14 protein-coding genes are annotated in these 13,551 nt (G+C 61.3%); 9 read left to right on the forward strand and 5 right to left on the reverse strand.

All coding sequences use genetic code 11. The features are described 5' to 3' along the window. Positions 1-134: 134 nt before the first annotated feature. The 4 genes from ACUN9V_RS07935 to ACUN9V_RS07950 all read left to right on the forward strand — a co-directional run bounded on the left by ACUN9V_RS07935 (position 135) and on the right by ACUN9V_RS07950 (position 4,136). Positions 135-1,604, forward strand: a complete 1,470-nt coding sequence (locus tag ACUN9V_RS07935) for a TolC family outer membrane protein (RefSeq protein WP_445511008.1) — start codon at positions 135-137, stop codon at positions 1,602-1,604. 176 nt (positions 1,605-1,780) lie between these two features. After that, positions 1,781-2,866, forward strand: a complete 1,086-nt coding sequence (alr, locus tag ACUN9V_RS07940; protein ID WP_445511009.1) for an alanine racemase — start codon at positions 1,781-1,783, stop codon at positions 2,864-2,866. A gap of 57 nt (positions 2,867-2,923) precedes the next feature. Next, on the forward strand, positions 2,924-3,838 hold the full coding sequence (lpxL, locus tag ACUN9V_RS07945; RefSeq protein WP_439284013.1) for an LpxL/LpxP family Kdo(2)-lipid IV(A) lauroyl/palmitoleoyl acyltransferase: 915 nt from the start codon (positions 2,924-2,926) through the stop codon (positions 3,836-3,838). Between the two features lie 139 nt (positions 3,839-3,977). Next, the gene (locus tag ACUN9V_RS07950) at positions 3,978-4,136 is read left to right on the forward strand and encodes a DUF1328 domain-containing protein (RefSeq protein WP_071231586.1); all 159 of its coding nucleotides are present in this window, start codon (positions 3,978-3,980) and stop codon (positions 4,134-4,136) included. A gap of 200 nt (positions 4,137-4,336) precedes the next feature. On the opposite strand, the gene ettA is transcribed toward ACUN9V_RS07950, so the two are convergent. Next, entirely contained in the window at positions 4,337-5,998 is a 1,662-nt protein-coding gene (gene ettA, locus ACUN9V_RS07955) for an energy-dependent translational throttle protein EttA (RefSeq protein WP_439304385.1), read from the reverse strand. Positions 5,999-6,178: 180 nt separating this feature from the next. Continuing rightward, positions 6,179-6,373: a PA3496 family putative envelope integrity protein gene (locus tag ACUN9V_RS07960; RefSeq protein WP_075563337.1), complete on the reverse strand. Its 195-nt coding sequence runs from the start codon at positions 6,371-6,373 to the stop codon at positions 6,179-6,181. Between the two features lie 210 nt (positions 6,374-6,583). Here ACUN9V_RS07960 and ACUN9V_RS07965 point away from each other — a divergent pair, with 210 nt between their 5' ends. After that, complete coding sequence (locus ACUN9V_RS07965) at positions 6,584-6,925, forward strand: zinc ribbon domain-containing protein YjdM (RefSeq protein WP_445511010.1); 342 nt, start codon at positions 6,584-6,586, stop codon at positions 6,923-6,925. Positions 6,926-7,031: 106 nt separating this feature from the next. Here ACUN9V_RS07965 and ACUN9V_RS07970 read toward each other — a convergent pair whose 3' ends face one another. Both ACUN9V_RS07970 and ACUN9V_RS07975 read right to left on the reverse strand, forming a co-directional pair. After that, positions 7,032-7,403: a hypothetical protein gene (locus tag ACUN9V_RS07970; protein WP_445511011.1), complete on the reverse strand. Its 372-nt coding sequence runs from the start codon at positions 7,401-7,403 to the stop codon at positions 7,032-7,034. Positions 7,404-7,409: 6 nt separating this feature from the next. Beyond that, positions 7,410-7,886, reverse strand: coding sequence for a hypothetical protein (locus tag ACUN9V_RS07975; protein ID WP_445511012.1), 477 nt, complete (start codon positions 7,884-7,886; stop codon positions 7,410-7,412). A 215-nt stretch (positions 7,887-8,101) separates the two neighbouring features. On the opposite strand from ACUN9V_RS07975, the gene ACUN9V_RS07980 reads away from it, so the two are divergent. From ACUN9V_RS07980 to ACUN9V_RS07990, 3 genes are all read left to right on the forward strand, one after another. Then, positions 8,102-8,443, forward strand: a complete 342-nt coding sequence (locus ACUN9V_RS07980) for a PepSY domain-containing protein (RefSeq protein ID WP_075563333.1) — start codon at positions 8,102-8,104, stop codon at positions 8,441-8,443. Between the two features lie 67 nt (positions 8,444-8,510). Continuing rightward, positions 8,511-9,182: a response regulator gene (locus ACUN9V_RS07985; RefSeq protein WP_439284022.1), complete on the forward strand. Its 672-nt coding sequence runs from the start codon at positions 8,511-8,513 to the stop codon at positions 9,180-9,182. 26 nt (positions 9,183-9,208) lie between these two features. Then, positions 9,209-10,690, forward strand: coding sequence for a sensor histidine kinase (locus ACUN9V_RS07990; protein WP_445511013.1), 1,482 nt, complete (start codon positions 9,209-9,211; stop codon positions 10,688-10,690). Positions 10,691-10,747: 57 nt separating this feature from the next. On the opposite strand, the gene ACUN9V_RS07995 is transcribed toward ACUN9V_RS07990, so the two are convergent. After that, positions 10,748-11,731 carry a LacI family DNA-binding transcriptional regulator gene (locus ACUN9V_RS07995; protein ID WP_445511014.1) on the reverse strand — a complete coding sequence of 328 codons (984 nt, stop codon included), beginning with the start codon at positions 11,729-11,731 and terminating at the stop codon, positions 10,748-10,750. A 446-nt stretch (positions 11,732-12,177) separates the two neighbouring features. On the opposite strand from ACUN9V_RS07995, the gene ACUN9V_RS08000 reads away from it, so the two are divergent. Then, positions 12,178-13,497 (forward strand): ABC transporter substrate-binding protein, encoded by a 1,320-nt coding sequence (locus ACUN9V_RS08000; protein ID WP_075563331.1) that lies wholly within the window; start codon positions 12,178-12,180, stop codon positions 13,495-13,497. The last annotated feature ends 54 nt before the right edge of the window (positions 13,498-13,551 follow it).

Here is a 13,551-nt window from a genome sequence, read left to right on the forward strand (position 1 = left end):
CGAGTCCGCCAGAAAAACAGCCATGATTGGGTCTCTGGGCGATGCCCGGCAATCTCGATTGCCTGCGCATGCCGGCAGGACTCGCGCGGTCGGTTTGGTATCATCGCCAGAGCTCAACGATAGGAAATGTCCCGATGTCGCCTCTCATCTCGTTGCCGTCGCGTTCTCCATTGCGACACGCCATATCGCTGTTGGTCGTCGCGGCGTTCGCCCCTGCGGTCCAGGCAGCCGATCTACTGACCATCACCCAGGATGCCCTGACGCATTCGGCAACGCTGAACTCGTCGCGCTCGACGTTCAAGAGCACCGAAGCCGGCCAGGACGTGGCGCGTGGCGCGTTGCTGCCGCAGATCAGCGCAACGGGAAGCGTGTACCACGAGAAGGTGTTCGATGAACAAAGCTCGACGTTCAGTGGCGGCGGCAGTGGCAGTGGGTCTATCAGCGGCACGCGCTCCGATGACAGCTATAACGGCACCAGCGCGGGCGTCAACGTCACTCAGGCACTGTTCGACGCGAGCAACTGGTATCAGTACCAGCAGAGCAAGAAGCAGGTAGGCCAGCAGGCCCTGCAGCTGGAGATCGATCAGCAACAACTGCTTTATGATGTCTCCGAAGCCTACTTCGAGACGCTACGCGCCAAGGAAGTGCTGGAAGCGCGTCAGGCGCAGGAGAAGGCGATCGGGCGTCAGCGCGAACAGGCCAACGAGCAGTTCAATGTCGGCCTGGTAGCGATTACCGATGTCAACGAAGCGCAGGCCGCCTTCGATTCGGCGCGTGCCCAGCGTATCGCCGCCAAGAACGATCTGCAGGTCAGCTTCGAGACGCTCGAGCGGCTGACGGGACGGCAGTACGACAGCATCGAACGGCTGGACGACGATCTGCCGATCCAGCCGCCGACTCCGGCCCGGCGTGGCGAATGGGTCGATATGGCGATGGCCAGTAGCCCGTCGATCCAGTACGCGCAGGCGGCCGTCGATCTGGCAAAATCGGGTGTGGATATTGCTCAGGCCGGCCATTTGCCGACATTGGATGCTTTCGCGGATTACTCCTATTCGGATAGCGACAATGACTACACCCGCGGCCATGGCGAAGACCTGCAGGTCGGCGTACAGGCCAATCTGCCGATCTATTCCGGCGGTTCCACCAGCGCGTCGGTGCGCGAGAACACCTACACGCTGGAAGCGACGCAATATGATTTCGAGGATCAGCGTCGCTACACGACTCAGCAGGTTCGCTCGCTGTTTACCCGGGTGGGTAACGACGTCGAGTCGGTCGAGGCGCAGCGTGAGGCGATCGTCTCCAGCCGCAGTGCGGTCGAAGCAACTCGTGCCGGCTACGAGGTGGGTACGCGGAATATCGTCGACGTGCTCGATGCCGAGCAGTCGCTCTATGAATCGATGTCCGACTATGCCGATGCCCGCTATACCTACGTCACCGACCTGCTGCAGCTTCGCCAGCAGGCCGGCGTGCTCAACCTCGACGTGATTCGCGGCACCAACCGTTGGCTGCTCGACAGCAACCCGGTGTCGTTGAATATGGACGACGCCGATAACGACATGGGTGCCGAGAACATCGGCCAGCGACCCAAGCCGCCGCAGTCGTGACACGACGCTGACTTGGATGGCCCCGACGCCGCTGCTCACTCAGCGGCGTCTTCATTGGGGCGCGAGGCGCGTACTTTCCAGGGTACTCACGAGCACGCAGCGCTGTCCGGCAGGGTAGAATGGCGGCAGGCATCCGCTGGGGTTGCCTGTTGTCTGGTTGCTTTTAAGGAAGTGTCATGGCCCGGCCGCTCATCGCCGATATCGATTTGAATGCCCTGCGCCACAATTACGCCGTTGCCCGCGATCTGGCGCCTCTTAGCCGCTGCATGGCAGTGATCAAGGCCAATGCCTACGGGCATGGGGCGGTGGCGTGCGCCAAGGCGCTGGAAGCCCTCGCGCCGGCATTCGCGGTGGCCTCGCTGGAAGAAGCCGAAGCGCTGCGGGAAGCGGGCGTCGAGCGTCCGATTGTGCTGCTGGAAGGCGTCTTCGAGGCTGGCGAGCTGCCCCGCGTCGAGGCGCTGGGGCTATGGCAAGTCGTCCACAGCGACTGGCAGCTTCAGGCCGTGTTGAAGCATCCGGCAGTTGATCCGCTGACAGTCTGGCTCAAACTGGATTCGGGAATGCATCGGCTCGGCTACGATCCCGAAACTTTCGTCGAGCGCTGGGCGCGACTGCGGGCATCGCCTCGGGTTCGCGATCTGCATCTGATCAGTCATTTTTCCAGCGCCGACCGTTGCGATACCTCCCAATTCGAAGAGCAGCAGCGGATCATCGATTCGATCGGTGAGCGTTTGCAGGCGCCGCGCTGTGTCGCCAACTCGCCGGCGACGCTGGTCAAGCCGCAGACCCACGCGCAATGGAATCGGCCCGGCATCATGCTCTACGGCAGCAATCCGCTCGAAAGTGCACTACCGGCCGGCATTGCGCTGGAACCGGTGATGACGCTGCGGTCACGGTTGATTGCGGTGCGGTCTCTAGCGGGCGGCGAGCCGGTCGGCTACGGCGCTCGCTGGCGGACTTCCAGGCCGTCTCGGATCGGCGTGGTTGCCGCCGGCTACGGCGACGGCTATGACCGTCATGCCCGCGACGGAACGCCGATCCTGGTCGACGGCCAGCGCTGCCCGTTGGTGGGGCGGGTGTCGATGGATATGCTGACGGTCGATATCAGCCATCTGCCCGAGGCGGATGTCGGCAGCGAAGTCGTGCTATGGGGACAGGGGCTCAGCGTCGACGAGGTGGCAATCCATAGCGATACCATCGGATATACCCTGCTGACGGGCGTTCTGCCGCGAGTACCCCGGCGCTATTCCGGCGACGCGTAGCAGCCACTCGCGCCATTTCGCTACACTGTCCGGCGTTCACACGGAATCGGAAGATCCATGGCCAAGAAAGTCTATCCTGCCAATCATGCTCATCCTCGCTACTGGGGGGCCTGGTTAGGCATCGCCTTGATGCGTCTGGGCGCGCTTCTGCCCTGGCGCGCCAAGCTGGCGCTGGGACGAACGATCGGTCTGCTGAGCTGGAAACTGGCCAAGCGCCGTCGCCACATTACCGACACCAACCTAGCGCTCTGTTTTCCCGAGTTGGACGATCGGCAGCGGGCGGCACTGGTCAAGAAAACCTTCGTCGCCAATGGTATCGGCATTCTCGAGACGGCCACCGGCTGGTGCCGCGACCCCGAGCATCTACGTCATCGCGTCGCCTTTCGCGGCACCGAGCACATGGACCGGGCCATGGCGCAGGGCAAGGGCGCGTTGATCATCGGCATTCATTTTTCGACTCTGGACCTGGGTGGCGCGCTGCATTCGCTGTTCTTTCCCGCCGATGTCGTCTATCGGCCGCACGACAACCCCGTGTTCGAAGACTTCATGACCCGCGCTCGGCGCGGCATCTTCGGTGCGGCGATCGATCGCCACGATCTGCGGGGTGTGGTTCGTCGGATCAAGTCCGGCCATGCCGTGTGGTACTCGCCGGACCAGGATTTCGGTCGCGAAGCGAGCGTGTTCGCGCCGTTCTTCGGTGTGCCAGCAGCGTCGATCAAGTTGACCGCCAAGATTGCCAAGATGACGGGCGCGCCGGTGATGCCGCTGATGTTTCACCGCAACCCGGACAATCGCACCTATACGCTGGAATATCTGCCGCCGCTGGAGAACTTTCCCAGTGGCGATGAAGTGGCCGACGCGGCACAGGTGAACGCGTTCATCGAGCAGGCGATCCGGCGTCATCCGGAGCAGTATCTGTGGCTGCATCGACGCTTCAAGACGCGCCCCCCGGGCGAGCGTTCCTTCTATTGAGCAGGGAGTTACGCGAGAGACTTGACGAAAGGGTCGGAAACGGCAAGGCTTAGACTGTCCTCACGGAACGAGAGGATGGTTTGCCGAACCGCATAGGCCGGATCGGTAGATCCAACGGGTCAGCACAGGAAGAGTTGCCATGCTTAGCTACGCCGTCATTTTCCTTATCGTCGCCATCATTGCCGGGGTTCTGGGTTTCGGTGGTATCGCCGGTGCCGCTGCGACGATCGCCAAGGTTCTGTTCGTGATCTTCTTGATCCTGTTCGTCGTGTCACTGATCCGCGGCCGAGGCCGTTGACACTTAAGAGTCGGTAACGATGAAGTCGGCAGCGTTCGCAGCCAGCAGCAGCGAGGTCGACAGCGAACAAACCGGCAACGAATGATTCGGTACTTACGATTCGGTACTTACGATTCGGTACTTATGCTTCGGTACTCACAAATACCCCGCCTGATTGGCGGGGTATTTGCGTTCAACGGGGACGAAAAGCCATCCGAGAGTCAGGCGTCGATGCGCTTGTACTTCATTCGCTTCGGCGTGTCGTTGCCGACACGCTTGTGGTAGTCCGCTTCGTACTCGGCGTAGTTGCCTTCGAAGAAGACCACGTTGGAATCGCCCTCGTAGGCCAGGATGTGCGTCGCGATACGATCGAGAAACCAGCGATCGTGCGAGATCACCAAGGCGCAGCCAGGGAAGGCCAGCAACGCTTCTTCCAGCGCGCGCAGCGTCTCGATATCGAGATCGTTGGAGGGTTCGTCGAGCAGCAGCACGTTGGCGGCCTGCTTGAGCGTCTGGGCCAGCTGCAGGCGGCCACGCTCACCGCCCGAGAGATCGCTCAGACGTTTCTGCTGGTCGGTGCCCTTGAAGTTGAACCGGCCCACGTAGGCGCGCGAGGAGACTTCATAGCCGTTGATGTTGAGAATATCCTGGCCGTCGGAAACGGCTTCCCACACGGTCTGGGTATTGTCGAAGTGATCGCGCAACTGTTCGACGTAGGCAACGCTGACCGTGTCGCCGAGCACCACTTCGCCCCCATCCGGCTGTTCCTTGCCGTCGATCAGCTTGAACAGCGTCGACTTGCCGGCGCCGTTGCCACCGACGATGCCCACGATCGCGCCAGTCGGCACCTGGAAGCTGAGATTGTCGAACAGCATCTTCTCGTCGAAACGCTTGCTGACATCGTGAAACTCGATGACCTTGTCGCCTAGACGGGGCCCGGGCGGAATGTAGATCTCGTTGGTTTCGTTGCGTTTCTGATAGTCGCCCGACTGGAGCTCTTCGAAGCGGTTGAGACGCGCCTTGCTCTTGGCCTGACGCCCCTTGGCATTCTGACGAACCCACTCCAGCTCCTGCTTGATCGCGCGCTGGCGTCCGGCTTCCTGTTTGGACTCCTGCTCGAGGCGCTTCTCCTTGGACTCGAGCCACTGGGAGTAGTTGCCTTCGAACGGAATGCCCTGGCCGCGGTCGAGCTCCAGGATCCAACCGGCGACATTGTCGAGGAAGTAGCGGTCGTGGGTGATCGCCACGACCGTACCCGGATAGTCGTGCAGGAAGCGTTCCAGCCAGGCGACGGATTCGGCGTCCAGATGGTTGGTCGGTTCGTCGAGCAGCAGCATGTCCGGGCTCGAGAGCAGCAGCCGGCATAGCGCCACGCGACGCCGCTCGCCGCCGGAAAGATGGCCCACGCTGGCATCCCAGGGAGGCAGCCGCAGCGCCTCCGCGGCCACTTCCAGCTTGCGCTCGATGTTGTGCGCATCGGCCGCTTCGATGATGTTCTCCAGACGCGCCTGCTGTGCGGCCAGCGCGTCGAAGTCGGCGTCCGGCTCGGCGTAGGCGACGTAGACGGCTTCCAGCTGCTCCTGGGCCTGCTTGATCTCGCCCAGCGCTTCCTCGACCGTTTCGCGAACGCTCTTGCTGTCGTCGAGCTCCGGCTCCTGCGGCAGATAGCCGATATTGATGCCCGGCATCGGCCGCGCTTCGCCGTTATGCTCGGTGTCGAGGCCGGCCATGATGCGCAGCAGCGTCGACTTTCCCGAGCCGTTGAGGCCGAGCACGCCGATCTTGGCGCCAGGGAAGAAGGATAGCGAGATATCCTTGAGGATCTCGCGCTTCGGGGGGACGACCTTGCCCACCCGGTTCATGGTGTAAACGTATTGCGCCATGGAAATCCGGTTATATGTCGCGGTGAATAGAAACAGGCAGTCATTGCTGAAACGCCCGTCAACAGGGCTCAGCGTAGTTCTGGAAGGGTAAACCAGTCATGCCGACAATGCGAACGGGCGCCTGAGCGCCCGTGGTGAATCCAGGGTAGTGAAGTCTGCCTGTGGAACGCGTAGTGAGGCCTACTCTTCTTCGTCGCCGAAATCGTTGTACCAGTCGTCTTCGATGGCACGCTTGAGGCGACGTTCCTCGAGCAGTGCCTCGACCTGACGTCGGGCGCGTAAGGAATCCGCCTTGCTGCTGCGGGGACGCTCGAACTGCTCATCATTGACGGCTTCGGAGAAATCCTGCTCTTCGATATATTCTTCACGGCTCATTGCCTAGCCCTCCCGTGATATCGCATCTCAGTGACGCTTCGGGCTATATATCGTCGTATGATTCAGGATACAAGACTTCAGGCGTGAAAAAGTTTGTCAGCATCATCTCCAGCCCGCGGGTCACGCTGGAAAACCAAGCGTAATTAAACTGGGCAGCCCAAAACGGGCAGCGTAGACTCCGCGGCTTTCCTGAACGCCGGAAGTCTATGCATGAGCCAGTTACCTCCTTGCCCGCAGTGCGGGTCCGAATATACCTACGTCGATAGCCAACTGTTTATCTGCCCCGAGTGTGCCCATGAATGGCCCGATGCGGATGCCGGCGCCGAGGATGGCCAGGACAGCGTCGTAACCGATGCGCACGGCACGCCGCTCGCCGATGGTGACAGCATCACCGTGATCAAGGATCTTAAGATCAAAGGCTCGTCCCTGGTGGTGAAGGTCGGCACCAAGGTCAAGAACATTCGACTGGTGGATGGTGACCACAACATCGATTGCAAGGTCGACGGTATCGGACCGATGAAGCTCAAATCGGAGTTCGTCAAGAAAGCTTGAAACCGATCCAAAGCGTTTTTGGGATACCCATTAACGTAAAGAGCATCAAAAAAAGTCGGCCGAGGGCAGCGGCTAAGATCGCATGGCGTGTGCCAATTCGGTGCGATCAGGACTCCTTCGAGCGCACTTCGTATTCGCCATCGAGGACGTTCTGGGAACGCTTGGCGGCATTGGCATCACTTGCGTGAACGCCGATATCCGGATCCGCGCTGCCGCCGGCATATTGCGCTCGGGAAGCGCGAACCTGCTCGGCCCGCTTTTTCATCCGGTGGCGGAGAAACGGCAGCATCGCCCAGCCGATGACAAGGAAGAACAGGCCAAGCAGGGTGCCGATGATCAGCATGACGCCGAACAGTAGCCAGGTCGCCAGCAGGCGCAAACCGCCGGCCCCTTGACGCGGACGAGTTTGATGGACGCGCTCGCGCCATTGCTGGGCGGCGCGCCAGGCGGCGTTGTCATTCTGGCGGTTATCGGTCATCCGGTTTCACCCCCCGGTGTTGATATCTACGAACTTTAGATCGTCGCGATGCAGTTCGAGATCGAACTCAGTTTGATTGCCAGTGTAGCCTTCGATCTCGATGTGCCCATCACTATCGACCTCGAGCTCCTCCAAATGTTGCATGCCTTGATCACGAGCGCGATCCAGCGCCTCTCGTAGTTCTTCTCCGCTCAGACTCCAGTCCGGCGTGTTCGACTTGCGCTGGCTTTCACGCGTCGGGGCGGCATTGTCGAGCGTCATCGAAACATCGAGCTCCCAGCCGTCTTCCCGCCAGCCTTCGATCTCGAGACGGTTGTCGTCATGATCGACGTCGAGCTTTTCATAGCGACTGAAGCCGTAGCGTTCGGCACCGTTGAGCAGTGTGTCCAGCTGGCTGTAGGAGAGGGCTTTGTCGTCTGCCATGGCACCGGCGCTGATCCCGCTGCCAAGTGCCACGGCGGAGAGCATCCATGGATTTTTCATCACTAGTCTCCTGATACCGGGTATCGTGAAAACGTCCACTGCGGCAGCGCGCAGGCTCTGCCGATGTCTACCGTTATACTCGGGTGGACCTTGCCCCGAACTGAAGGCGGCGTTCATCCTGGGTTCATCGCTCTCGTTGAGCGGACGCCATCGGCGAGATGTCTTGATCTGGCGGATTCATCTCGGGTTAATGGCGATTGCGGCACACTATGGAAATGAAACTTCGAAACGCGCTCGTGCTGCTGTCGATCCTGCCGCTGCTGGTGAGCGGCACTCTGGTGCCTGTCAGCGCCGACGGCGACAACTGGAGAGATCTGCACCAGGAGGTCAAGGAAGGCCATCTGGTGGGCATCGACGAGGTCATGGATTGGCTGGAAGCTCGCTATGATGGCCAGATCCTCGAGGTCGAGCTGGAACAGGACGACGGCCTGATCGAATACGAGGTAGAAATGATCGGGCCCCAGGGGCAGGTGGTCGAATTCGAGTTCGATGCCACCAGCGGCGAGCTGTTGAGCGTCGAAGGCGTCAATATCGAGGCGATGAAGAAATCGCCCTAGGTTGTCGCCTGCCGAGCGCTTGTCGAGCGTCGAGGGCGATAACGTGTCTTGAGTCAGGGAGTCGGTAATGAAGGTATTGCTGGTCGAAGACGATGCCGCGCTCGCCGAGGCGCTGGCGAGCGCGCTGGCGGAAGCCGGTCTGTTGATCGAGTCGACCACCACCGGGCAGCAGGCCGATTATCTGGTGCGTACCGAACGCTATGACGCGGTCATTCTCGATCTGGGGCTGCCCGACGGCGACGGCACACGATGGCTCTCGCAGTGGCGCGAGGATGATATCGATCTGCCGGTATTGGTTCTGACGGCACGTGAACGCTGGTCCGACAAGGCGGCCGGCTTTTCCGCCGGTGCAGACGATTATGTGGTCAAGCCGTTCGAGACCGCCGAGGTGCTGTTTCGGCTGCGGGCCTTGGTCCGGCGCAGCCACGGCCACGCTCATCCGGTGATTCGGGTGGGCGAGCTGACCCTGGATACGCATTCGGGCAGTGTTTCACTGGCAGGTCGCCCGATCACTCTGACCGCCCAGGAGTCGCGGTTGCTCTCGTATCTGATGCATGCTTCGCCGCGGATCGTCAGCCGCGCCGAACTCGTCGAGCATGTCTACAACCGTGATCATGAACCCGATTCCAACGTCATCGACGTCCAGATCAGTCGTCTGCGGCGCAAGTTCGGCCGCGCCCGCATCGAAACGCTTCGTGGCCAGGGTTATCGCCTGGTCGATCTCGAGGCCGAGGCTTGAAAGATCGAAAATCGAGAGGCCGAGACTTGAAAGGCGATCGCTCGAGAGAAGACGGCTGGAAACGCTGGCGGCCACGCTGGGTGGCCCGGCTTGGCGAGTGGCTGCGCCTGGCGCCATTGGGCGCTAGGCTACTGGTCGCCTCGCTGGTGCTGGTCATCGTGCTGCTACCGCTGGCCGGTGCCGGGCTGAGCTACAACTTCCGCCAATCCGCCACCGCCTCTTTCGATAGCCGCCTCGAATCCCTGCTCAATGCATTGCTGGCCGGCATGCAGGTCGACAACATCGGCCAGCGCCTGCAGCTCAACCGCTCGTTGGGTGACGCCCGCTTCGATCGGGTCTATTCCGGCTGGTACTGGCAAGTGACCGACGGCGACGATCTCACCCTGACGTCGCGTTCGCTGTGGGATCAGCGACTGCCGGTGCCACAGGATGACGATGGAATCCATGTCTACGAAGTCGAGGGTCCCCGCGACGACGACCTGCGCATGATCGAGCGCGATCTGCGCCTGCCGGGGCACCGCGAGACGGTCCATGTCGCACTGGCGGGTTCGACCGTGGAGCTGAATCACGAAGTCGGACGCTTCGAACGTCTGTTGATACTGTCGCTTGCCACTTTCGGCGTGTTGCTGCTGGCCGGATTGGCGCTGCAGATGCGCTGGGGGCTGGCGCCGTTACGCCGGATGTCGGCCAATCTGCGAGCGGTGGAGGAGGGCGAGATCGAGCGCCTGGATACTCAGTTGCCGGTGGAGCTCAAGGAGCTGGCGCTGGCGATGAACGGCGTGCTCGAGCGTGACCGGCGGTTGATCGAGCGCGGGCGCGCGGCGGCGGGCAATCTGGCCCACGCGCTGAAGACGCCGGTGAGCGTGCTCAAGACGCTTTCCGAACGCTTCCCGGAGACGCAGCGCCGGCCCATCAATACCGAACTGACGCGGATCGACGATGCCGTTCGCCACCATCTGGCCCGGGCCTCGGCAGCGGGTGGCGTGGCTTTTTCCGGGCGGGTGTCGATCCATGACGCCATCGCCCCGGTGGTGCAAGGGCTGGCCAAGCTGGCGTCGCGACGGGGCATACGCTTCGATGCCGATATCGATTCCGGGGCGACCGCGCGGATCGATCCCCAGGACCTTCAGGAGCTCACCGGCAATCTGCTTGAGAACGCGCTGCGTTGGGCAGAGGGCCGAGTGCTGTTCAAGGTCTCTCGGGTGTCACAAGGTGTGCGTCTGCGAATCGAGGATGACGGCCCGGGGATGACTCAAGCCCAGAGCGAGGCCGCGCTGGCGCGAGGCGTGCGTCTGGATGTGCGCGACGCGGGCTCCAGTGCGGGTTCCAGTGCGGGTTCCGGGCCCGGCGGTTCGGGGCTGGGGCTGGCGATCGTCGAGGATCTGATGATGCTTTACGGCGGCACGCTGCGTCTGGAGCGCGCCGCCATCGGCGGGTTGGCCGCCGACGTGTGGCTTCCGGCGTCGCCGGTCTCCGTGCAGTCCGGGGAGACTTCGACGCCCGGATGACGGCGTGTGGCTAGACCATGGCCGCGTCGGCGGAGGATCGGGTCACTGAATCATGGATCACTGCGTCAGCAGTTGGCCTCGAACCACGGTGCGAAAACCTCGCTGATCCGGTGACTGGATGGCCGCCAACGCCAGCTGCAACGCCTGCTGCGCGATCTCCGGCAAATTGTGATGGATGCAGGGAATCTGCAGGCCGAACACGTCGCTGTGCTCGATGTCGTCGATGCTGAACAGCTGGACATCGCGCTGTGGAACGACCCCGCGCTCGTGACACAGCTTCAACACCGCCATGGTGATCTGGTTGTTGGCACCGATGATTCCCTGCGGCCAGGGGTGATCGCGCAGATACTCGCGTAGCGCGTCATAGGCGGGTTCGAAGGAGAAGTCGCTGTACACCACGTCGAGCGTTATCCCACGGCCCCCGATGGCCTCCCGAATGCCGGACATGCGGCCGATCGAGACCATCGAGTCGGCCGGCCCGGAGACCGCCAGCAACTGCGTGATTCCCCGCTCGAGGCAATAGCGTCCGGCTTGATAGCCGCAGTCGAGATTGTCGATATAGACCCCGCCGTAATGGACCGCCTTGAGCTCGCGATCCACCAGTACCACCGGGATGCCCGCCGAGGCGAGGCGATCCAGATAGGTCGGGTGGTAATCGATATCCGACGAGATCACCGACAGGATGACGGCGTCGACGGAGAACTCGATCAGTTTGCCGATCGCTTCCGCCTCCAGCGTCTCCGATTCGTAGGAGTCGAATACCAGCACGGTATAACCGCGAGCTCTGGCCGCCAGCGTGATTTCGCGGGTCAGGCGGGCAAAAAACGGGTTGCCCATGTTGGGATTGACGACGCCCAGGGTGCGGGTAACGGCGGTATCACGAGTTCCTGATGGCGGCACGTAATTGAGCTCGCGAGCGATGCGCAGTATCTGGGTGCGGGTTTCGGCATGGACTTTGTCCGGCGAGGAGAACGCCCGCGATACCGTGATCTTGCTGACACCGGCCAGTCGGGCGATATCTTCGAGCGTGGTTCGAGGCATCGCCTCATCTCCCTGATGACCCGCATGATCTTCTGTGTCCGAATGCGGCAAGCCGGATACGGATGCCCAGCATCTCGAGCGTTTGGACATCACGTATCATTTCGCATCATTTTCTATCATCGATAGTGTCTCTGTCATCTACCTTTTTCTCTAATACTTAGGTCTATCCTAGGCATTAAACATTGGTCTAATAGAGTTTATCTTTTTGAATTTGCTTGCTTATTTTAATCATCGTCAGCTTGATTCCTCGGGTGTTAACGTTATGATCTATCTTTGATGTCATGAGCGTTCAAGTATCCGTTCTTGCAATGCACACGGTCGGTCCTCGTCTCTGAACAACGCCAGCCTGGAATCTCAAGGTCGGACCGTGCCCGGGGATCGTTCGGCACTCGGCGTGACAGCCGTCAAAGCCCTAGCAATAACAAGCACTACGAGAGGAATTCCAGATGAGACTTGCCTTGTTTGTTTCAGGCATCGGGATCGCAGGCCTTGGGGTCTGTTCCGCTGCCATGGCGCAGAGCACGGACATCACCGTGGCCACCGTGAACAACCCCGACATGGTGACGATGCAGAGCATGATGTCGGCGTTCAACGATGCCCACCCGGATATCAATGTGAACTGGGTGACGCTGCCGGAAAACGAACTGCGTCAGAAAGTGACCACCGACATTGCCAGCGGCGCCGGTCAGTATGACGTGGTCACCGTAAGCAACTACGAGACGCCGATCTGGGCACAGAACGATTGGCTGTCGCCAATGGAGAATCTGCCCGAAAGCTATGACGCCGACGATCTTCTCAAGCCGGTCAAGGATGGTCTGTCGGTGGACGGCAAGCTCTATGCGCTGCCGTTCTATGCCGAGTCCTCGGTGACCTATTACCGCAAGGATCTGTTCGAGAAGGCCGGCATCGAAATGCCGGACAAGCCGACCTGGACCCAGATGAAGGAATTCGCTTCCAAGATCCAGTCGAAATCGGATGGCGTCTACGGTATCTGCCTTCGCGGGCTGCCGGGCTGGGGTCAGAACATGGCGCTGTTCGGCACCATGGTCAACAGCTTCGGCGGACGCTGGTTCGACATGGACTGGAAACCGCAGCTGACCAGCGACGAGTGGAAGAACGCGGCCAACGCCTACGTCGAACTGCTCAACGATTATGGCCCGCCGGGAGTGACCTCCAACGGTTTCACCGAGTCCGAGACCCTGTTCGCCAACGGTCAGTGCGGCATGTGGGTGGATTCTACTGTGGCGGCCAGTTACGTCAGCGATCCGGAAACCTCCAAGATCGCCGACAAGGTGGGCTTCGCTCAGGCGCCTCACGAGAAGACCGAGAAGGGTTCCAACTGGCTGTTCACCTGGGCGCTGGCAGTGCCGCAGTCGTCCAAGCATCAGGAAGCCGCGAAGACCTTCGTCGACTGGGCGACCTCCAAGGATTACATCCAGGCCGTGGCGGACGACAAGGGTTGGCTGGCGGTACCTCCGGGCACGCGACAGTCCACCTATGACAGTGACGACTACGTCAAGGCAGCGCCGTTTGCGCCGCTGGTCGAGACGGCGATCAAGAGCGCCAGCCCGACCGATCCCAGCGCGCAGGAAGTGCCCTACACCGGCGTGCAGTTCGTCACCATTCCGCAGTTCCAGGCAATCGGTACTCGTGTCGGCCAGTTGATGGCAGCAATGCTATCGGGTGAGAGCAGTGTCGACGAGGCGCTCCAGCAGGGGCAGACCTTCACCGACCGCATCATGCAGCAGACCGGCAAACCGCAGTAAGCAAGGCATGGGACACCGCCGATCGATTCGATCGGCGGTGTCGCTGCGTAAGCT

It is taken from the genome of Salinicola sp. V024, assembly GCF_052645315.1.